Below are 22,144 nucleotides of genomic sequence, written 5' to 3'. Positions count from 1 at the left end.
TTATAATTTGTTTATCCTCTTGCTCTTTCAAGAAGTGTCATCATCAATAATGAAAGGATTACCAGGCTTTCTTCCTCATCATCAATATCGATCAGTCTGTCCAGCTGGAATCTTCTTCCAAAGAATGAAGGCATCTTTTTCAGTTTAAAATAAGCCTTTCCGTCAATTCCTGTTACCGTGTAAGATGGATTAAGGAAATACCCTGTAAACATTCCGATAATAGGAAGTTCTCCTACAAAGCTGTCCCAGAATCTTACCCATGCACTGTCTTCCTGAATTTTAAACTTAGGCTGATCATGCGCATCCAGAATATCATAACTTGCTTTCCAGATAGAACGCATTCCTTTTCTTGCCAGTCTACCGAAGTTTTTATTATCGATAAGATCATTCAAAGAATAAGAAGCATTAAAATCAATCCATTGATTCGCTCTGATTCTGAAAAGTTCCTTAGACTTGCTTTCATCATTAAAAATGATAACATCTTCTTTCAACTTGAACATTTTCTGACGAACATATGCCACATAATTTCCGTTTTTGTCAGTAATGTTGAAGTCACTTGCTAAAGTAGTGATTTTGAATTTGAAATCCAGAGGATAATTAAGATTGTTAAGTACCATGTCAGTTTATTTTTTTCATATTTAATTTAAGCCGCAAATATAAAGGTTTTTTTAGTGTTCTCAGGTATGGGAGAAATATAAAATATCATAATGGGACATTAACCTCATGGTCAATAGTCAATTTTTGCTGCGCAAAGCCAATAGTCAATAATCACTTTATACAAATTCACAAACGAAGTGAATTGACCATGCACGATTCACTATCAATTATCAACTTTAATCCTTATTTTTGTACCTATGGATTACCCTAGTAAAGTATTGGCAAAAGCAGTAGATGAGATTTCGGGATTGCCTGGGATTGGAAGAAAAACGGCTTTGAGATTAGCACTCCATTTGTTGAAGCAGCCTAGTTCCAGAGCTGTAAGTCTTGGAAACTCCCTGATTAATCTTGTCAATGAAATAAAATACTGTAAAGAATGTCACAATTTTTCAGATTTTGACATTTGTGAAATATGCAGCAACGAAAAGAGAAATGGTGAACTGATCTGTATCGTTGAAGATGTACGTGATGTGATTGCGATTGAAAATACAGGAAAGTATACAGGAAAATATCTGATTCTCGGGGGGAAAATTTCTCCAATGGAAGGAGTGGGGCCAGGCCAGCTGAATATTCCAAGCATTGAAAAGAAACTGAATGACGGAAAGGTGAAGGAATTTATTTTCGCATTGAGTGCCACCATGGAAGGGGATACCACAGCTTATTATATTTATAAGAAATTTAAAAGTTTCAATGTGAATTTTTCAAGCATTGCAAGAGGAATTTCAGTAGGGGATGAATTGGAATATGCTGATGAAATTTCTTTAGGAAGATCTATTATCAACAGGCTGCCTTACAACGAAAAGGATTAATATGAAGCTGTCCGTTATTATTGTTAATTACAATGTTACCCAATTGCTCAGAAGCTGTCTCCAGTCGCTCCAAAAGTATATACAGGAAATAGATTATGAAGTGATTGTCATTGATAATGCTTCTACAGACAGTTCATGGGGTGACCTTATCCCTGAGTTTCCCAATGTATACTTTATATCTTCTACAACAAATGGTGGTTTTGCAAAGGCGAATAACAAAGCTGTTCAGATGGCAAAAGGAGAGTATATTCTGCTTTTAAACCCTGATACGGAGTTGGAAGGATTTTATATGAAAGAATTGCTGGAATTTGCAAAGGCCCAGCCTTCATTCGGATGTCTGGGAGTGAGAATGCATGATGCAGAAGGTCATTTTCTTCCTGAAAGCAAACGCTCAGTTCCGGATATGTTCAACTCGTTTGAAAAACTGTTTACCAATTTTAAAAAGAACAATTCGAAATCCTATTACAGGAACGACATAGAAGAAAATGCCATTGCAGAGGTAGATGTGATCACCGGAGCATTTTTATTGGCTAAAAAAGAGGTCTATGAAAAAATAGGAGGATTGGATGAGGCTTATTTTATGTATGGAGAAGATATTGATCTCTGCTATACATTTTTAAGAAACGGATATCAAAACTTCTATTATGGGAAGGTTTCTATCCTTCACCATAAAGGAGAAAGTACAATTAAGGATGAAGTATATCTCAACAGATTTTATGGAGCCATGCAGATCTTTATTGATAAGTATTATAAAGAATCGAAGCCTGTACAGTATTCTTTTTTGAAAGCAGGATTAAAGCTTCGGCATCAGATTGAAAAGATCAAATTAAAATAAAAAAGCAACTCAATTTGAGTTGCTTTTGTTGTATGTAAGATAATATTCTTCTTATTTTGCCGGAGCTACCGGAGTAGTTGTAGTAGAAGAAGCAGGAGCTGACTGTTTAGCCGGAGCTTCTTTCTTAGCAGGTTGTTGTGCAGGAAGTGTCTGAGATGGCTTACCTGTGATAACAACGCTTAAAAGGATAAGAACGATGATAGTTCCGCCTAGAGTCCATGTTGCTTTTTCCATGAAATCATTGGTTCTCTGTACCCCGAACTGTGCAGATGATGCACCTCCGAATGTACTGGAAAGGCCTCCTCCTTTTGGGTTTTGTGCCATAACGATAATTACCAATAAAACACTGGCAACCATAACAAGAACCATTAGTAGTGTAAATATAGTATCCATTAATTCTTATATCTTTTTGAATGGGCAAATTTAATCTTTTTTTACTGAATGACAAAAAAAGATGTCGCCAAATGTTGATAAAAATAAAAACGGCAACAATTGTTGCCGTTTTTTGTATAAAAATAAGGTGTTCTTATTTAAAATCCGCATCTGTAGCCTTATTGATCTCATAAGACTTTACCGTCATCGTCATGTCCATTCCCATCTGACTTACAGAGATGGTGTAAGGCATTTTAACTCCGTTTACATCTTTGTAATTAGAGAATGTTGTTGGGATGGTCATTTCCTGGCCTTTAGCTTTTACTTTTTTAGTTTCTCCGGTTTTTAATCCCGTTGCAACACTATAGTAATAGGTGGTATCTCCACCTTTAATAGCATAAGAATCTTCCCCTCCGATTTTTTCAATTCCGCCTAATTTATAATCAGCAGATTTTGCAAAACCTAATTCTTCGAAAAGTTCAGGGTTCTTTTGTTTTTCAGCAATTTCTTCCGGTGTGATATCCACTCTTTGTCCCATTTGCATCGAATAACCGGTTTTTCCATCGAAAACCTGCTTCTGAACAACCTGTCCCATTGCTGTTACAGTGGTAAGTTCCTTTCCGCCTTGTGCCTTAACGATTTTAAAATCGATGTTTTGTCCTTGCATAGACATTGAGGCATTGGTAGTATAAGAAGTGATTTTTGCCAGATTAGCTTTTCCTCCGATAGCATTGATGTATTTGTCAACTACAGAAGCTACCGTTACACTGGCATCCACTTTTTGTACAGTTGGTTTTGAAACCGGATTCGCTTCCTTATCAAAATATTTTACAGGATAACCTAATTTTTCCAATCCTTCAGAAATGTCAGATGCCTTACCAGCGATGAAAATTCTGCTTTGGTTAGGTAAAATAGTAGCTTTTACAGCATTGGAAACATCTGCAGCAGTTACTTTATCGATAGACTTTAAGTAATTGGTATAGAAATCAGCAGGAAGATCCTGAACTTTTTGGTTCAAAGCGAATCTTGCGATTGTCGCCGGCTGCTCTAAAGACATAATGAAAGATCCTTTCAGTTTAGCTTTAGCATTGGCTAATTCTTCTGGTTTTACAGTAGAAATAGCGTTAAGTTCATTCATGAATTCTTTAACAGCTTTGTCTGTCACTTCGTTTCTTACGCTTGCACTTGCAGAGAATTGTGGAGAATACTTGCTGGCAACCATACTTGAATACGCCCCATAGGTAAATCCGTTTTTCTCACGAAGATTCATGAAAAGTCTGGCTTCACCACCACCACCAAGAATATAGTTGGCAATTGTTGCAGGGAAGTAGTTGGCATCTTTCATTTTCAGAGTGTTCAGGTTGTTTAAAGAAACAACAGACTGTACTGCAGAAGGAACATCTACTACATTGATCTCCGTTTTAGCAACATTAGAAGCTGGTTCTAACTGTGCAATAGGAGTGTTTGCTTTTTTCCAGCCATTGAAAGCTTTTTCAATCAAAGGTTTTACCTGTTCAAACTTTACATCTCCAACAATTACTAAATAAGCATTATCCGGAGCGTAGTATTTTTTATAAACATTTTGTACGTCAGCTAACTGAATTTTATTGATAGATTCAACGGTTTCAAACTCACCTCTTGACGTATTCTTTCCATACATCAAAGCGTTAGAAACTCTTTCAGCAATAGAAGATGCATTTTTTTCTTCAGACTTTAATCCCTCGATAGCTCTTTCTTTAGAGCTCTGAATTTCTTCAGCAGAGAATTTAGGGTTAATGATTGCATCAGCCATCAAACCTAAAACTTCCGGGAAATATTTTGAAAGTGAATTGGCAGAAGCACCTCCTGAAGAGAAATTAAGGTTCGCTCCAAGGTAGTCTACTTTTTTGTTGAAATCATCTTTGCTGATGTTGGTAGTTCCGTTTTCGAACTGTTCAGCCATAATTTCGCTTACTCCGGTTACTGCTCCTTCGTTGTATGGAGGTCTGTCCATAGAAAGGCTTGCACTTACTCTTGGTAATTTGTTGTTTTCAACCACCATTACTGTAAGACCGTTGCTTAGCTGGAAAGTTTTTGGCTTCGCAATGTTAATCGCAGGAGTAGGTCCCGGTTTCGGCATTGCATTAAGATCTATTTTTTGTGCTGAAACCATTCCTGTAAAGAAAAATGCTGCAGCTATATATGTTAATTGCTTTTTCATTTGTAAAAATTTAATTTTTAATAATCATGTTATCACCTAAAAGTTGAATGATTACTTTTTCTCAGGTACGTAATTGATGATTATTCTTTGGTTGGAATTAAGATACTTTTTAGCCGCATTTTGAAGATCCTGTCTGGTGATAGATCTGTAAATGTCAATTTCTTTGTTGATCAAATTCGTGTCACCCATCAATACGTGGTTGGTTGCCAATGAAGCAGCAATTCCCTGAATGCTAGAGTTCGCATTTACAAACTGGTTTTCGTATTGGTTTTGAAGTTTTTGATAATCTTCTTCAGAAATTAAAGTAGTCTGAAGCTTTTTGATTTCAGCATCAATATCTGTCTGTAAAGCCTGTTTTGTAGTCTGTCCCATCGGAATTGCGAAGAAGGCAAAAATACTGTAGTCTTCAAGTCCCTGGTTGAAAGCCGCTACCTGAAGTGCTTTTTTGTCCTGGTCTACTAATTTTTTATATAAAACTGAAGACTTACCGCTGCTCAAATAAGAAGAAAGCATATCTAAAACATACGCGTCTTTTTCTTTGTTAGCCGGAGTTCTGTACGCGAATACATATGCCGGAAGCTGGATGTTCGGGTCAGTAGCAGTCACTTCTTTTTCCTGTGTGATAGGCGTTTCTTTCGGGAAATCTTTTGGATAAAGGGTTCCTTTTGGAATGCCTCCATAGTAGGTTTCGATCCATTTTTTTGTCTGCTCAGGTTTGATATCTCCTGCAACTACTAAAGTAGCATTATTAGGAACGTAATACTTTTTGTAGAACGCCTGGAACTCTTCTAATTTAGCAGAATTCAGATCTTCCATAGAACCAATTGTCGGCCAGTTATATGGGTGATTGGTAAATAAATTTTTCTGAATGGTCGTGAAAAGATTTCCATAAGGCTGGTTATCCATTCTTAATCTTTTCTCTTCTTTTACAACCTCTCTCTGTGTATCTACACCAATCTGGTTGATAACAGCGTGACGCATTCTTTCCGCTTCCATCCAAAGTCCAAGCTGTTCGTTGTTGGAAGGGAATGTTTCGTAATAATAAGTTCTGTCATTGGTGGTGTTGGCGTTGTTCTGCCCTCCGTTTGAAGAAACGATTTTAAACCAGTCTCCTCTCTTGATGTTAGGAGTTCCTTCGAATAAAAGGTGTTCAAAGAAGTGAGCAAAACCTGTTCTGCCTTTTACTTCATCTTTTGCACCTACATGGTACATTACACCTGTTGTTACAACTGGTGCCGAGTTATCCTGATGAAGAATTACGTGAAGACCATTGGGAAGGTCATACTCTTCGAATTTGATTTGCTGTGCATTCAGCATTAGCCCGAAGAAAGCTACGGCAGCAGCAGAAAGAAGTCGCTTTTTCATAAAATTTAGAAATTGTTTATCAATTAGTATGAAAAGTGAATTAAATGTTACAGAATGTGTAGAAATATATAGGTGACGGTGAATAGTGAATGGTGAATTCGCTTCGCTTGTCAATTTGTTACGTGATTCGGGTTGCGGGATTTGAGACCAAGAATAATCATTCACAATTCACTTGCGGAGCAAAATTGACCATTGACAAATACCATGTGAATACTTCAAATTCCTAACTTCTCTATGAAAGTTTGAATTCTCCTCCGAATACCTTAATTTTGTGTTCCCAAAATTTTTTTGCTGTATGGACTATTTGAAAGGACTCAACGAATCACAATATGAAGCTGTTACCTCTTTACAAGGACCTCTGATGGTACTTGCCGGAGCAGGTTCCGGGAAAACGCGTGTATTGACTATGCGTATTGCCCATTTAATACACAACGGAATAGACCCTTTCAATATCCTGGCGCTTACCTTTACCAATAAAGCAGCACGTGAGATGAAAGACCGTATTGCAAAAGTAGTTGGAGACAGCAATGCAAGAAGCCTTTGGATGGGAACATTTCACTCCGTTTTTGCAAGAATTCTGAGAATTGAAGCCCATTACCTTGGATATCCTTCTAACTTTACCATCTATGATCAGCAGGATGCTCTGAATGTGATTAAAAAAGTTCTGAAGGATATGAATATTGATGCAGATCTTTATAAACCAAAAAAAGTTCAGGCAAGAATTTCAACCTATAAGAACAATCTGATCACGGTAAAAGCTTATTTCAACAATCCTGAACTGATGGAAGCGGATGAAAAAGCGAATATGAAATTCATTGGGCAGATTTACCAGAAATATGTGGATCAGTGTTTCAGAAACGGATCTATGGATTTTGATGATCTTTTATTGAAAACCAATGAACTATTGACCCGTTTCCCGGAAGTACTGGCAAAATATCAGGACAGATTCAGATACATCATGGTAGATGAGTATCAGGATACCAACCACTCTCAGTATCTTATTGTAAAAGCTTTGGCTTCAAAATTCGAAAATATCTGTGTGGTAGGAGACGATGCACAGTCTATTTACTCTTTCCGTGGAGCGAATATCTATAACATTTTAAACTTTAAAAAAGATTATACGGATGCCAAAACAGTATCATTGGAACAGAATTACCGTTCCACACAGAATATTGTAAATGCGGCTAATGTTGTTATCGCTAAAAACCTGCAGCAGTTTAAGAAAAATGTCTTCAGTGATAATGAAGAGGGAGATAAGATCAAAATATACCGATCTCTTTCCGATGCTGATGAAGCCAATTTCGTGGCTGGAAATATCTGGGAACTTCGTAACCGCGACCAGAGAAAATACAGCGATTTTGCCATTTTATACAGAACCAACTCTCAGACGCGTGCTTTTGAAGATGCACTGAGACGTAAAAATATTCCGTACAAAGTGTATGGAGGACTTTCTTTCTACCAAAGAAAAGAAGTAAAAGACCTTATTGGATACCTTCGTCTGCTGATCAATGAAAATGATTCTGAAGCATTGATGAGGATTATCAATTATCCTGCAAGAGGAATTGGAGAAACGACACAGAATAAACTGATTGTTTTTGCTGATGCCCACAATATTGCAGTTTCAAAGGTATTGGAGAACCTTCCGATGTATGCACCGCAATTAGGTTTGAACAACGGCGTTTTAAACAAACTGAACGATTTCTGGTCTATGATCAAGGCTTTCCAGGTATTGCTGAAAACAGAAACAGCTTACAGTGTGGCTATGGAAGTAGCAAAGCGAAGCGGATTAATCAAGTTTTTAAAAGATGATCAGACTCCTGAAGGAATTTCCAGAGTAGAAAACGTACAGGAATTGATGAACTCCATGCAGGGATTCATTGAAGAACAGATGCAGCTTGAAGACGGAGATCCTAGTCTTTCCAACTTCCTGGAAAATATCGCACTTTCTGCAGATACTCAGGATAAAGAACTGGAAGATGATATGGTTTCTTTGATGACGATCCACCTTTCAAAAGGACTGGAATTCCCGGTGGTTCACCTGGTAGGACTTGAAGAAAACCTTTTCCCAAGCTTTATGAGCTCAGCAACCAGAGAAGATCTTGAAGAGGAAAGGAGATTATTTTATGTGGCATTGACAAGAGCAGAAAAGCAAGCTTTCTTCTCCTATGCGGTTTCCCGTTTTCAGTGGGGGAAAATTACAGATGCTGAGCCTTCAAGATTTTTAAGCGAAATTGATGATGAATATATTGAATTCCTTAATCCGGCTTTAGAAAAAAGGTTTATCAATAATTCAGGAGTGAAATCCAATATCTTTGATGAGCATCCATCTGAAATGAGATCTTTCAAAAAGGTTGAGAAAAAGACCATCGACAGAGGAGATACTTCGAAACCTGCTCCGGAAGTCAGAAAGCTGAAACCAGTAAGCACGGCTAAAATTATCAATCCAAGTGGAGCTTCTTCTCAGGATATTGAAGTGGGAGATAAAGTGAGACACGACCGTTTTGGAATAGGAGAAGTTACTTTCTTAGACGGAACAGATCCTCAGAACATCAAAGCAAAAGTAGTTTTCATGCATGAAGGAGAGAAAAATCTGATCCTGAAATATGCTAAACTGACTAAGATTTAATTTCAGAATAAAAATATAAAAGAAACGGATTCAATTTTTGGATCCGTTTTTTGTTTGACCGCCATGTTCGCAATGTGACTATTACGCTGTGTATATTTTTCGATCGCGAGCTAAGATAATCCTCTCCTGAACGAAGTGCCGTTGCAACCGGAAGAATAATCAATAAGCAGTTTATTTCTTTGCGTGGGTAACATTTTTCAATATTTATTATGAACTTAATCTTCTATAAAGCAATGTTTTTTACGAATGTTTCCTTAATTTATCATAACTTTAAATGAGGGATAGAAAGAAACGATAATAGTTTTTTACAAAAACAAAGTCTATCTATTTTGTAGACTAATAAATAAATTTTACATTTGCACCTTGTAAAAACATAAATGTTAATCAAATTCTAAACTATGAATAATAAGAAAACTATTCTTTCGGCCTCTGTTTTATTTTTCCTCGGTGTATTTACTTATGGACAGGAAAAAGACAGCATAAAAGCAAATAAAGACACCATAAAAACCAATACTGTAGAAGAAGTAGTCGTACTGGGTTCAAGAGCCGGTGCCAGGTCTAAAGTAGACAGTCCGGTTCCCGTAGATGTATTCAATGTAAAAGAATCTTCAATTATCCTTCCACAAACCAATATCGGACAAATTCTTAATGCGGTTGCTCCTTCATTTACTTCTACCATTCAAACGAATTCAGATGGAACAGATCACCTGGATCCTGCACAGCTGAGAGGCTTGGGGCCTGATCAGGTTTTGGTCTTGGTTAACGGAAAAAGAAGACATACTTCAGCATTGGTGAACGTCAACGGAACACCTGGAAGAGGTACCGTAGGAACCGATTTGAATGCCATTCCATCTTTCGCTTTGAACAGGATTGAAGTATTAAGAGACGGAGCTGCCGCACAATACGGATCTGATGCCATTGCCGGTGTTATCAACCTTGACTTGAAAAGAGATACAGGAAAACTGGCAGGACAGATCAGCTATGGCGGAAACCTTACGCCAACAGCTAATGACCATACGGGAGATTTTGACGGCCAAAATATCCAGCTGGATTTGAACTATGGAAATAAAATCGGAACCAAAGGAGGATTCTTTAATATTACCTGGTCTTCGCAATTCAGAAACCCAACGTACAGAGCAGGTACAGAAAGCGGTCCTATCTATAACCCATATAATGCGATCGAACAACGTGCCTTGAATGACGGAGTGAACCTTTCTTCGCTTTTTACCAATATTGGAAGTACACCCAATTCACAACAGATTGTAAATTACATCCATCAGTATGCGCAAAATGTGAGCTATTTTTCTCAGGGTTTACAGAATGATATTCAGGGAGCAAATACCATTTCTGCACTACAAAATGTTTTAAAATCTGCAAATTTCACCAGAGAACAGCTTAATTATTTTACTGATCAGGAATTGGCTTACAGAGGACAGACGAGAAAGGATTTTAATATGCAGGTAGGGCAGTCTAAGCTTAACAATCACCAGCTTTTTGTGAATGCTGAGATTCCTGTAAGTGACAACTGGAAAGTATATACTTTTGGAGGTTATAGTATAAGACACGGAACTTCCGGAGGATTTTACAGAAGACCAAGTGAAAGCAGAACTTTTACAGGATTATATCCTAATGGTTACCTTCCACAGATCGGAACAGATATTCAGGATATCTCATTAGCAGCTGGAATCAAAGGAAAATGGGAAGGCTGGAATATTGATTTCAGTAATACATACGGACAGAATTCATTTACCTATAATATTCAGAATACAGGAAATACTTCTTTGCGTTTTGCTTCACCAAGAGAGTTTAATGCAGGAGGTTTAAGGTTTTCTCAGAATACCATCAATTTAGATTTCTCTAAAAAATATGATGTATGGGAAGGGATTAACGTTGCCTTCGGCGGAGAACACCGTTATGAGAATTTTAAAATTACCCAGGGAGAAGAAGCTTCCTATCAGACATATGACCAGTTTGGAAATATCTGGAACGGAGATCCAAGCCAGAGAGCCACAGACTTTTTCGGACAACCCTTGCCGGGAGGTTCTCAGGTATTCAACGGGTTTAAACCCGGAAATGCAGTCGATAAAAACAGACAGTCGGTAGCAGCCTATGCAGATGTGGAATTCAACTTTACCAACTGGTTGTTAGTGGATGCAGCAGCCAGATATGAAAACTATTCGGATTTCGGGTCTACATTCAATTATAAACTGGCTTCAAGAATCAAAGTAGCGCCTAATTTCAATGTGAGATTTGCAGGATCTACAGGATTCAGAGCGCCATCAATCCACCAGATTTATTATAATGTAACCTCTACATTATTTACGAATAATCAGCTTTTGGAAGTAGGAACATTCAGTAATGATTCTCAGCTTGCAGGGCTTTTGGATATGCCAAAACTGAAGCAGGAAACATCCAAATCAGCAAGTGTAGGATTTACGTACAGAATTCCTTCAGCGAGTCTTACCTTTACAGCAGACGGATATTTCACGAGAATTGACAACCGTATTATTCTTACAGACCAGTTCTTAAAAGCGAATGTTCCTCAGAAAGCACAGGAAGCTTATGATCAGTTAGGAATCAATGCAGCGCAGTTCTTTACGAATGCCATTGATACGGAAACAAAAGGAGTTGACGTTGTAATTTCACATAATGCCAGATTCTCTGGATTTAAGTTGGATAACAATTTTGCCATTAACCTTAATAAAACAAAACAGGTTGGTGATATCCATTCTGCAGGACTTCTGCAGTCTCCACAATTGGAGAAGGTATATTTCTCTGAGAAATCAAGAGTGTATCTGGAAGAAGCAGTACCGAGAGTGAAAGCCAGTCTTTCTCATACGCTTTCATGGAAGAATGCAAGTTTATATCTGAGAAATACCTATTTCGGAAAAGTAACAGGAGCCGATATTATTGATGTAAACGGAGACGGAATTATTGATTTTAATGAACACCAGCAGATCGGAGATAAGATCATTACGGATTTATCTGCTGCTTATCAGTTTACCAAAAATGTAGGATTGACTTTGGGAGTAAACAATTTGTTTGATATCTATCCAACGAAAAACCTTACTGCTTCTACCAATAATGACCAATTCATCTATTCAAGATCTACTTCACAGTTTGGGCAGAATGGAAGGTATGTTTTTGCAAGATTGAATTTCAATTTTTAAATAAAACAAATGCATAAAAAAAACAGTTCAGAAATCCTGAACTGTTTTTTCTTTATGTAATATGAATTAAACTTTTATTTTTGAACCATTAAGATGTAATAAGAGTGTACGAGTATTAAGATAAGATTCGCTTTAAGCTTAAGAATCAGAAAGATTCATCTTAACTATACTTTATTTCTTCAATCCTCCTTAATGGTTTTTCTTTATAAAATTTGAATTTTATCTTTCTACCAGCTCTTTCACTGGTTCACCATAATGGTCAATTTCAGTTGTTTTGACTTGAAGAAGCTGATACCACTTTCTGAAAGCTCCTGCAAATACAATAAGCATCAGAACCATGGCTGTTATTGCTAAGGCTGCCAGTAAATATTGTCCTTTAGGAATATAAATGGCAGTTACCTGAATATAACCTGCCCAGAAGGTAATTCCAGCCATAAACACCCCTGGAATAGCCGAGCATAAAGCATATTTTCCTCTGTTCATTCTGATCAGCATCGTTGTACAGACAATAAGCCCGCAGGCAGCCAATAGCTGATTACTGATTCCGAATAACGGCCAGATACTGTTTACATTTCCGGTGTACACCAGATATCCCCAGGCAAAGGTGAAAAGAAGACTGCTGATAATAATTCCCGGAATCCAGTTTTTATCATTGAATTTTGGTACAACAGATCCAAGCATTTCCTGTAAAAAGAAACGTCCGACTCTTGTTCCTGCATCAATGGCAGTAAGAATAAATACTGCTTCAAACATAATGGCAAAATTGTACCAATAAGCCGTCAGCTGATCCATGTACGGGATTTTGTTAAAGATATGGGCCATTCCCACGGCCAGAGATACAGCACCTCCGGTTCTGCCGTACAGATCAATACCTATTTTCTGTGAGTAATAATCAATATCTACTCCGTGCAAAGAAGGATGCGCTGCCTGAAATGAATCATAAGCCTCTTTGGGAGTATTGATCGCAAAATAATCACCAGGCATCAGCGTACATGCTGCAATAAGTGCCATTAATGCGACAAAACCTTCTACCAGCATTGCTCCGTAACCAACAAAAAGAATTTCCCTTTCCTTATTAAGCATTTTCGGAGTGGTTCCTGTAGCAATCACCGCATGGAATCCGGAAATCGCTCCGCAGGCAATTACAATGAAGATAAAAGGAAGCACAGGACCGCCAATAATAGGCCCACCTCCATTAACAAAAGCTGTGATAGCAGGCATCTGTATCGTAGGATGGATAACGATTACTCCTATAGCCAGCATGATAATGGTTCCGATTTTTAAATAAGTTGAAAGATAATCTCTTGGAACCAAGAGAAGCCATACCGGCAATACAGAAGCAATAAAGCCATAGAGAGGAATCGCTATAGAAATCGTTTTAATATCCCAGGAAAATAAACCATTCATCGTAGGATTCTGCATCAGAGTGTGTCCACCAATAATCCCTGCAATCAGAAGAATTCCTCCCAGAATACTTGCAAACAGGACACTGTTCTTTTTATAACGCATAATCAATCCCATAATGATAGCAATAGGCATCGTAATGATTACTGTAAAAAGAGACCATGAAGCTTCGTGCATCGCGTTGATACAAGCCAAAGATAAACCTGCCAGCGTAAGAATCAAAATGAAGAGGATTGCAAAACCCGCCACCGTACCCGTTGCTTTCCCGATTTCTTTGGAAGCAATCGTGGCTAGACTTTGCCCTTTATGTCTCACTGAAGCAAAGAGCACAATCATATCATGAACACCACCTCCCAGTACGCATCCTATCAATATCCATAAAGCTCCCGGAAGATATCCGAACTGCGCAGCAAGAACAGGTCCTACCAAAGGACCAGCAGCAGCAATAGCCGCAAAATGATGCCCGAAAAGTACATTTTTATTGGTAGCCACGTAATCTTTACCGTCGGCAAATTCTACAGCAGGTGTCGTATTTCCGTCATTGAGCCTGAGAACTTTATTGGCAATGAAAATTCCATAAAAGCGGTAAGCTATCGCAAAAAGAAGAACAGATACAAAGATGAGCGTAAGTGCGTTGATATTGTTTAAAGATTCCATATTCTTTATTTTTGTTGATGAAAAATTAAATTATTGGTGCTTTTGTTGTTAATAATTTAAACAATAGCCAAGGTAATTAATTCTCAATGAAAAATATCAATATGTATATCAATCTAGCAAATTTATTATATTTGTATGTGTTAATGTTTTGAATTATAGTTATTTGAATTGTATTTTGATGAGAGTGTATATATTACTTCTTCTGTGAAAGAATGAATTCCACCATCTGATCCGTAATTTGATCCAGATAAGCTTTATCAGTGGTGCCAAAGCCATGGACTCCGCCATCAACGACGATCAATGAGTTCTGTATTTTCGCTCTGTTTAATTTTCTGTGAAGCTTTTTAGACTGGCTTAAAGGGACAATTTTATCATTATTCCCCTGAACAATCAAAGTTGGAACTCCTCCGGAAACAAAATAGGCAGGGGAAATCGTTTTAAGATAGTCAATAGCACTGTCCTGATTTTTTCTGATATCAAACCCGGAAATTCCTTTGACAAGATTCTCCTGTAAACCGACAATTTTTTTGGACATTAATCCAATGAGTGCTACCGGGATTGTGCCTAATTTGGTGTGGAAAAGTTTGTTGAGGTCTGCAGGGCCATAGTGATCAATCACATAATTCACCTTAGCCGAATAAGAGGAAAGTTCCGGATTACCCAGATAAGTATTGTCTGGTGTATAGGCTGCCATCAGAGAAAGATGAGCTCCGGCAGAAGCCCCGAATAACCCGATATTATTGGGGTCGAAATGATATTTCTCTGCATTTTTTCTTACCCACCTTATGGCATCTTTGGTGTCTTCCAGAGGCAAAGGAAAATGAATGCTGTCACTTAAAAGCGTATAATTAATACTGATCACCGCATATTGTTTGTTTATCAGTTTTTTTACAGTCGTTTCAAGATAATTATCTGCATTTACCACTTTGTCACCTTCTACCCATCCGCCTCCATGAACGTAGATCAATACCGGAAGCTTTTCAGTGGTGGCATTCTTGGGAGTATAGAGATCAAGAGCGAGAGGTTTCCCCTTTTTGTTTGTTTTGTAGACGATATCTTCGGAAACTGCTGCAATTTCAGGAAGTAATGTACTTTTTATAGCAGAAGCTTTGTTTGGTCTTAACGGTAATTCTTGTGAAAAAAATAAATTAGAAAATCCTATAATTAAAACAAAAAACAGGTTTGTGAAAAACCTGTAGATTGATATGTAGTTTGTCGATAAATTCATAATAAATTTTTAAGAAAAGTGTTACTTTACTAACTCCTCAAAAAGCTTACCAAAAGTGACATTCAGATCCTTTGATTTTCCCGGATGAGGTCTTGAGGTCTGGACTACAGAACTTCTTACCGCTGTCAGCCATCGGAAACGTTCCGGAATATCAAGAAAAGCAATAGGACCGCCATCTTTCTCACCGTTAGCAATTTTTTGAAAGCTTTCAAGATTGTGGATGATATCATCGTAATCCAGTTTGCTGTGCATCAGTTTGAATTTGTCCGGACACAAATAGAATTCTACTCTGATGAATTTTTCCTTCTTGGAAAACATCACCAGTCCGATATTGAAAAATTCTTCTCTTTCAACTTTAGGTACCAGGCGTATTACCGCATATTCATATATTTTATCCTCTTGCATTTTTCGCTTCGTTTACAAAGATTTGAGAATTTTCTAATCTGGTTTTCATAAACTGAAAATAGATCTCACGGATTTCTTCTGGCGTTTCGTCAGCATCATTCCAGTGTAACCAGTCTTCAGGAATCATATTGACAATATTTCTGAAAAGAGTATCATTCAAAACTTCATGGGCAAATTTATCCGCTTCATCAAGCATTTTGGCCTTAGGAAGAAGCACATGATCTTTCACATATTTGAAAGGCGTTTTGGCCGCTGCATCAAAATTCTGCCATGAGTGGTGAAAGTAGAACGAAGCACCATTATCGATGATCCAAAGTTCTTTGTGCCACATCAGCATATTGGTATTTTTAAAAGTACGGTCGATGTTGGTAATGAATGCATCCAGCCATACTATTTTTGAAGCCAGAAGCGGATCCACACTTACTCCCGGATCATATGTAATAGAACCGGAAAGATAATGTAACCCAAGATTCAGACCTTCAGAAAACTTCAGAAGATCCTGTATTTCCTCATCGGCTTCCGTTCTTCCGAAATCAGCATCAAGATTAACGAAAACAAGTTCAGGAATTTTAAGTCCCAAAGCTTCGGTAATTTTCCCGCCCAACAGTTCGGAAATCAGCATTTTTACCCCATGGCCTGCGCCACGGAATTTTAAAACATATTTGAAATCATCATCAGCTTCTGCCAGAGCCGGAAGAGATCCTCCTTCTCTCAAGGGCAGAATGTAACGCATCACGGTTACAGTTCTTAAATTCTGCATGCAGCAAAAATAAGCTTATTTTTTAATAATTTTTTTAGTGAATTCCTTTTCTCCTGTTTTATATTGCAGGAAATAAACTCCGTTGGTCAAATGTTGAAGTGAAATACTGTAGCCAGTCTCTGTTTTATTCAAATGATGAGGAATGATTTTTCCTGAAGCTTCTGTAAGGGAAATTACTTCAAATTTCTTTTTAGAAACAATGTTAATAAGGTTTTGAACAGGATTGGGATAGATTTGAATTCCATTTTCTATAGTTGTTTCTGCTGTATGTAATGTGCTTACAACAACCAGTTTTGTTTTGGTCGTAGTTGCTCCGCAGGCATCTGTAGTAAGTTTTACATGATAACTTCCTCCCACAGTATAGGTGTGCGTCGGATTTTCCAGCGTAGAAGTCGTTCCATCGCCAAAATCCCATGAATAATTAGCTGCATTTTGGGTTGTATTCGTAAACTGAACGGTGCCTGCTCCGGTAAGCTGATAAGTGAATCTGCTGTGAACATCATTGTTGGTTACATACCATTTATCAGGCTGGTTATACACTTCTGTTTTCACAATATCTTTGATCAGTTGAGCCTGTGCCGGAGTAAGATTTCCATTAAAAGGAATCTGGGTAGGATCTTTCTTGAATATAATCGTATAAAATGTATACGCAGCTGCCATAGAACCAATGTAGCTCGGGTGCGATTCATCCTGATCATACAATTCAATTGCCGGGTTTTGTTCTCTGATCGTTCTCCAGACTTTACCTACAGGAGAGACAATACCTTCATTGTTCATCGCCATTTCCATGTAACGGTTATAAATTTGAGTGTCCATTCCCTGATATGTGCAGACTGTGGGAAGTCCTGGACAGTTGGTTGCATCACCATTTTTACGGCCCCAGGTCATATAGAAAATGACATTTCCACAAGGATTGGCTGTTTTAATTAAATTGGAAAGCTGAAGAGCATAAGGATACACCTGATTTTGTACCTGTGAATCGGGAAACGAAGGAAGCTGGCTCTGTTCCTGTAATACCACGTAATCCCAGTTTCCCTGATTAATATCTGAAGTGACATTCGGATTGTTGGCATGATCCTGCAGGGTAGCACCTCCCGGAGTCTGGCTGTGATGTTCGAATACATCACCATTAGATGCAGCAATGCTTTGAATAAGGCCAGGTAAATTGTTAACATAAGTATAACTGTTTCCAATAAAGAATACCCTTTTGGTCGTCTGGCTCAGGATGAAAGAAAATGTAATTAAAGATAAAAAAAGTAGAGTTTTTTTCATAAATTTCAGTTTGAATTCATCCTATAAATATAAATAATATTAAGTAAAACCCATTTGTTTTATGAATTTGATTATAGAAAAGAATATATACTTAGAAAATAAAGAAACAAAAGGTTTTCTTGCTGATGCTTTTTATAAAGACAGTCAAAAAAAACTTCCCCTGATCATATTTGTTCACGGATATAAAGGGTATAAAGATTGGGGAGCCTGGAATCTGATGGCTGAAAAGTTTGCGGAAGCAGGTTTTTTCTTTGTCAAGTTTAATTTTTCACATAACGGGACAACAACCGATGATCCGCTCAACTTCGGAGATCTTGAAGCTTTTGGAAATAATAATTATTCTAAAGAACTTTCAGATCTTGGTGTAGTGATTGATCACTTTAGTAAAGATCCCCATGTGGATGATGAAAAGATTGTGCTGATCGGGCACAGCAGAGGAGGAGGAATTTCTATTGTTAAAACTTTTGAAGATGAAAGGATTAACGGGTTGATTACGTTGGCTAGTGTGGATACTTTAAATCGTTTTCCAAAAGGAGAAGCCTTGGAGAACTGGAAAAATAATGGTGTTTATTATGCTTTAAATGGGCGTACACAACAGGAAATGCCTCATTATTATCAGTTTTATGAAGACTATGAAAAGGATATTCACCGTTTTGATGTAGAACGAGCTACAGAAATGGCTAAAGCTCATATGCTGATTATTCATGGAACAGAAGATGAAGCGGTAGAGGTGAAGCAGGCAGAACATCTTCATATTCTTCACCCGAATTCTGAGCTTTTTCTGATTGAAAATGCCAACCATACTTTCGGGGGAAAAGAACCATGGGAAGGAAATGATTTACCAAAAGATCTCCATATTGTAACTGAAAAATGCATTGATTTTATCAAAGAAAAATTGAAATAAAACATTTAAAACTACGTTATTATATAGTAACCACCATAAAATATATTTATGAAAAAAATTATTGCAGGCGCATTTGCGCTTTCACTATGTGTTGTTTCATGTAAAAAAGAAACAAAAACCGAATCTTCTGTAAGTAGTGATACTTTGGCAACCGTAATGCCTAAGGATTCCGTAACAACTCCAAAAGCAGATTCAGCGGCAACTGCAGTTCCTTCTGCTCCTGCTCCGGATAATGTTATTACCAAAAATGTGGGTAAATATCCTCATGATATTAAATTCTTTGAAGATAAAGGTATTTCAGAAAGACTGAAAAAACTTACCGGTGCTCAGTATGATGAAATGGTAAAGAATTTCAACGTGGAAAGTCCTATTGCATCAGAAAATGGAATCTACAAACTGACTGGATGCAAACAACACGACTGTCCGGGATATGCCACAAGCATTTACTATGATGCTAAAAATGACAACCTGAATATTTCTATTGATAAAAACGGTAAAGCAACAGAATTTGCAGAAAAAGGAAAAATTACTGTTTCAGAATCGCTTAAATCCAAATAACAGAAAAGGAGTGAAACTTTCACTCCTTTTTTATTGATGATCGATAGATATCTTTAGTTCGTTTTAACAGCGTTCTTTTTTACTGCCTTTAAAAGACTTCGAAAGTTTTTCATAGTCATCATTTCAGTTGAAGGATCGAAGATAGTCACCTTTTGATCTTTCTCCACCGAAACTTCTGAATATGCTTTGAGCGAATATATTTTCTTCATAGTGCTGATATCATAGACATCCATCATTGCAAAAGTTTCATTTTTTTTATATTCATATTGCGTTCCAATTGAATTGTCTAAACCGTTTCGCACTTTCATGGTGTAGATGTTTACCAGGAAATTAAAATCAGAGTTCCTTTTCAATACCTCAAGATCTTCAGTTTCCGGATCAAAAGGAATACTATTCTGAATGATATTTTCTGCTTTTGCCGTTTTTAAGTCAAAGGCTTTGCCATTGCTTAAATCCTGGAATAGTTGAAATACTTCCTTGCTAATCATTTCCCGGTGGTGCGAATCTACATCTGTTTTGATGTTGTTAATCAGCCACTTTTTGTCCTTCGAAAATACCAATGACTTGCTGTAGATCCCATAATCTTTTTTTACAGGATAATAGCATGATTGTAATGTGATTAAGAGAAAAAGGAAGAATATATATTTTTTCATCTATAATTCAGACTACTTAATTAAAATCTTCCAGGCTTCTTCAATTTTACTTTCCAGAAGTAATTTCTGGGCATCTAGATGGATGTTTTCATCGGCATGAAAGTCTCCGGCTGGTAATACTTCCGTATTGGCAAGCATTCCAAGGTCATTTCCTGTAAAGACTTTACTGTATTTAATAGAATCTGGCAGCAGATCGAAACCGATTCCTTTTGTTACCAAAGGTTTGGGTACTTCAAAAAGACTGTTTTCATTGCTTCTGGAATACCAGTTGCTGCCTAAACGGGCTACCATATCCAGTTTTTTCTGATCCAGATTTCCTGCTTCATTCAAATATTCTTCTCTGATATGGATTTTCTGAACTTCACAGATTACCAGATTTCCTGCTCCGCCCTGATCACCCAATGATTTTACCTCTAAAACCTTACATTCAAAGTTAACAGGGCATTCTTCAATAAGCTTAGGCTGTACAAGATCTGCATCTTTCATGGTAAGGCCGGATTTGATAAATTCATTCACTCCGGTTTCGTATTCTGTAGATGCTAAAGAGATCTGCTGTACAATCGGAAAATTGACTGTTCCGATGACTACTTCCGGTACTTCAAGAACATTTTCCAGTGTATGTTTGGTAGTATTGTCACGAACTCTTCTCGATGGTGAAAAAATCAGAATCGGAGGAACCGTGCTGAACATGTTAAAAAAACTGAACGGAGATAAGTTATTATTACCGTCTTTATCTACAGTAGATGCCAGTGCAATCGGTCGTGGTGAAACGGCGGTCTGCATAATGGTCTGCAGTTGTACGGAGGTTATCTCGGAGGGGACTACTGTTTTCATGTTTTTACTTTAAAAGATGCTTCGACTCCGCTCAGCATGACATTTCGAATACTAACTGTTAAGCAGTATATTTCTAGCGATGTCATCCACCAAACCTTATAGGTTTTCAAAACCTATAAGGTTTAATAGTAGTATTGTGCAGAGCTAAAATTTAGATAAAAATTAAAGTGCTGGAATGATTTTACCTGAAACTTCGCCGAAACCTACTCTCACACCGTCTTTTTCAGCCCATGCTTTCATGGTAACCGTATCATTGTCTTCGATGAATTTTCTTTCTTCTCCGTTGCTTAATGATAAAGGATTTTGTCCTCTCCATGTCAGCTCAAGCATAGAACCGAAAGACTTTGGATCACTTCCGGAAATAGTACCGCTGGCATATAGATCACCTACTTCCACATTACATCCGTTTACGGTATGGTGTGCCAGTTGCTGGGTCATATTCCAGTACATGTGTTTGTAGTTGCTTTCACAGATCAGATTCTGATCTCCGTTTTCAGGCTGGATATATACTTCAAGGTTGATATCGTAATTTTTATCACCTTCAAATTTTAAATAGTCTAAAACCTCAGGATCCTGCACTGGAGAAGTAGTTCTGAATGGTTCCAAAGCTTCCAGTGTAACCACCCATGGAGAAATGGATGAACCGAAATTTTTCGCAAGGAATGGTCCCAGTGGAACATATTCCCAGGATTGAATATCTCTTGCAGACCAGTCATTGAAAACAACCATTCCGAAGATGGCATCTTCTGCATCTTTGGTAGAGATATTTTCTCCCATCTCTGTATTTTTATTGATGATAAAGGCCATTTCCAGTTCGAAATCCAGTTGTTTACATGGTCCGAAAACTGGTTTGTCTGCATCTGCAGGCTTCATCTGACCTTTAGGACGGTTGATTTCCGTTCCGGATACTACGATAGAAGATGCTCTTCCGTGGTAACCTACCGGTAAATGTTTCCAGTTGGGTAATAAAGCATTGGCAGGGTCACGGAACATTTTTCCTACGTTGGTAGCATGTTCGATGCTGCTGTAGAAGTCCGTGTAGTTCGGGATGTGCACAGGCATCATCATTTTTACTTTATCCAGGTCATAGAAAGCTTCTTCAATAGTTTTCTGATCTTTTGATAAAATTGATCCTTCCTGTAATAAGGTTTGGATTTTAGTACGAACAGCGTTGGTAACAGGTTTACCCAGCTCGATAAATTCGTTGATGGTATACGCTTCAAAAACATTGTCGTCTAATCCTTCAATATCTTCAAAATACCCAAGATCGTACAATGTAGCAAGGTCAATGACCTGATCTCCGATTCTTGTACAGCATCCGATATATTCTTTGTTAAAAACTGCGACTCCGAAAGGAATATTGTGTATAGAAAAATCCGAATTTGAGGAATAGTCTACAAATGATTTCATAAGTTTAGATTTTAGTTAGATTCAA

General features: G+C 37.6%; 18 protein-coding genes. 6 read left to right on the top strand and 12 right to left on the bottom strand.

All coding sequences use genetic code 11. The features are described from left to right. Positions 1 to 11: 11 nt before the first annotated feature. Positions 12 to 617 (bottom strand): hypothetical protein, encoded by a 606-nt coding sequence (locus KBP46_RS09590; RefSeq protein WP_062675394.1) that lies wholly within the window; start codon positions 615 to 617, stop codon positions 12 to 14. Positions 618 to 854: 237 nt separating this feature from the next. On the opposite strand from KBP46_RS09590, the gene recR reads away from it, so the two are divergent. Continuing rightward, positions 855 to 1,466, top strand: coding sequence for a recombination mediator RecR (gene recR, locus KBP46_RS09585; protein WP_216445224.1), 612 nt, complete (start codon positions 855 to 857; stop codon positions 1,464 to 1,466). Then, the gene (locus tag KBP46_RS09580) at positions 1,462 to 2,301 is read left to right on the top strand and encodes a glycosyltransferase family 2 protein (RefSeq protein ID WP_216445474.1); all 840 of its coding nucleotides are present in this window, start codon (positions 1,462 to 1,464) and stop codon (positions 2,299 to 2,301) included. The genes recR and KBP46_RS09580 overlap by 5 nt, the downstream gene beginning before the upstream one ends. 51 nt (positions 2,302 to 2,352) lie before the next feature. Here the strand turns inward: KBP46_RS09580 and secG are convergent, their stop codons facing one another. The 3 genes from secG to KBP46_RS09565 all read right to left on the bottom strand — a co-directional run bounded on the left by secG (position 2,353) and on the right by KBP46_RS09565 (position 6,238). Further along, the gene (gene secG / locus KBP46_RS09575; RefSeq protein ID WP_062675391.1) at positions 2,353 to 2,694 is read right to left on the bottom strand and encodes a preprotein translocase subunit SecG; all 342 of its coding nucleotides are present in this window, start codon (positions 2,692 to 2,694) and stop codon (positions 2,353 to 2,355) included. Between the two features lie 133 nt (positions 2,695 to 2,827). After that, the gene (locus KBP46_RS09570) at positions 2,828 to 4,873 is read right to left on the bottom strand and encodes a pitrilysin family protein (protein ID WP_216445223.1); all 2,046 of its coding nucleotides are present in this window, start codon (positions 4,871 to 4,873) and stop codon (positions 2,828 to 2,830) included. Positions 4,874 to 4,924: 51 nt separating this feature from the next. After that, positions 4,925 to 6,238, bottom strand: coding sequence for a pitrilysin family protein (locus KBP46_RS09565; RefSeq protein ID WP_047429324.1), 1,314 nt, complete (start codon positions 6,236 to 6,238; stop codon positions 4,925 to 4,927). A gap of 295 nt (positions 6,239 to 6,533) precedes the next feature. Between KBP46_RS09565 and KBP46_RS09560 the strand changes: the two genes are divergently transcribed. Both KBP46_RS09560 and KBP46_RS09555 read left to right on the top strand, forming a co-directional pair. Then, positions 6,534 to 8,864 carry an ATP-dependent helicase gene (locus KBP46_RS09560; RefSeq protein WP_120233524.1) on the top strand — a complete coding sequence of 777 codons (2,331 nt, stop codon included), beginning with the start codon at positions 6,534 to 6,536 and terminating at the stop codon, positions 8,862 to 8,864. 398 nt (positions 8,865 to 9,262) lie between these two features. After that, the gene (locus KBP46_RS09555; RefSeq protein ID WP_216445222.1) at positions 9,263 to 12,034 is read left to right on the top strand and encodes a TonB-dependent siderophore receptor; all 2,772 of its coding nucleotides are present in this window, start codon (positions 9,263 to 9,265) and stop codon (positions 12,032 to 12,034) included. Positions 12,035 to 12,253: 219 nt separating this feature from the next. Here KBP46_RS09555 and KBP46_RS09550 read toward each other — a convergent pair whose 3' ends face one another. From KBP46_RS09550 to KBP46_RS09530, 5 genes are all read right to left on the bottom strand, one after another. Then, positions 12,254 to 14,095 (bottom strand): carbon starvation protein A, encoded by a 1,842-nt coding sequence (locus KBP46_RS09550; RefSeq protein WP_216445221.1) that lies wholly within the window; start codon positions 14,093 to 14,095, stop codon positions 12,254 to 12,256. A 193-nt stretch (positions 14,096 to 14,288) separates the two neighbouring features. Beyond that, positions 14,289 to 15,323 carry an alpha/beta hydrolase gene (locus KBP46_RS09545; protein WP_216445220.1) on the bottom strand — a complete coding sequence of 345 codons (1,035 nt, stop codon included), beginning with the start codon at positions 15,321 to 15,323 and terminating at the stop codon, positions 14,289 to 14,291. Positions 15,324 to 15,344: 21 nt separating this feature from the next. Beyond that, positions 15,345 to 15,728: a DUF3037 domain-containing protein gene (locus KBP46_RS09540; RefSeq protein WP_062675386.1), complete on the bottom strand. Its 384-nt coding sequence runs from the start codon at positions 15,726 to 15,728 to the stop codon at positions 15,345 to 15,347. Further along, positions 15,715 to 16,488, bottom strand: a complete 774-nt coding sequence (locus KBP46_RS09535; protein ID WP_062675385.1) for a HipA family kinase — start codon at positions 16,486 to 16,488, stop codon at positions 15,715 to 15,717. The genes KBP46_RS09540 and KBP46_RS09535 overlap by 14 nt, the downstream gene beginning before the upstream one ends. Before the next feature lie 15 nt (positions 16,489 to 16,503). Beyond that, complete coding sequence (locus KBP46_RS09530; protein WP_216445219.1) at positions 16,504 to 17,760, bottom strand: PKD domain-containing protein; 1,257 nt, start codon at positions 17,758 to 17,760, stop codon at positions 16,504 to 16,506. Between the two features lie 61 nt (positions 17,761 to 17,821). Here KBP46_RS09530 and KBP46_RS09525 point away from each other — a divergent pair, with 61 nt between their 5' ends. Together KBP46_RS09525 and KBP46_RS09520 are read left to right on the top strand one after the other, a co-directional pair. Continuing rightward, positions 17,822 to 18,664: a S9 family peptidase gene (locus KBP46_RS09525; protein WP_216445218.1), complete on the top strand. Its 843-nt coding sequence runs from the start codon at positions 17,822 to 17,824 to the stop codon at positions 18,662 to 18,664. 48 nt (positions 18,665 to 18,712) lie between these two features. Beyond that, on the top strand, positions 18,713 to 19,222 hold the full coding sequence (locus KBP46_RS09520) for a hypothetical protein (RefSeq protein WP_123278853.1): 510 nt from the start codon (positions 18,713 to 18,715) through the stop codon (positions 19,220 to 19,222). A 53-nt stretch (positions 19,223 to 19,275) separates the two neighbouring features. On the opposite strand, the gene KBP46_RS09515 is transcribed toward KBP46_RS09520, so the two are convergent. From KBP46_RS09515 to fahA, 3 genes are all read right to left on the bottom strand, one after another. After that, positions 19,276 to 19,875 (bottom strand): hypothetical protein, encoded by a 600-nt coding sequence (locus KBP46_RS09515; protein ID WP_216445217.1) that lies wholly within the window; start codon positions 19,873 to 19,875, stop codon positions 19,276 to 19,278. A 12-nt stretch (positions 19,876 to 19,887) separates the two neighbouring features. Further along, complete coding sequence (locus KBP46_RS09510; RefSeq protein WP_216445216.1) at positions 19,888 to 20,709, bottom strand: flavin reductase family protein; 822 nt, start codon at positions 20,707 to 20,709, stop codon at positions 19,888 to 19,890. 162 nt (positions 20,710 to 20,871) lie between these two features. After that, complete coding sequence (fahA, locus tag KBP46_RS09505) at positions 20,872 to 22,119, bottom strand: fumarylacetoacetase (RefSeq protein WP_216445215.1); 1,248 nt, start codon at positions 22,117 to 22,119, stop codon at positions 20,872 to 20,874. Positions 22,120 to 22,144: the final 25 nt, after the last annotated feature.

Source organism: Chryseobacterium sp. PCH239 (genome assembly GCF_018924625.1).
Lineage (GTDB): Bacteria > Bacteroidota > Bacteroidia > Flavobacteriales > Weeksellaceae > Chryseobacterium > Chryseobacterium cucumeris.
The sequence above is the reverse complement of the archived record's forward strand: the minus strand, read 5'-3'. Positions and strand labels throughout refer to the sequence as shown.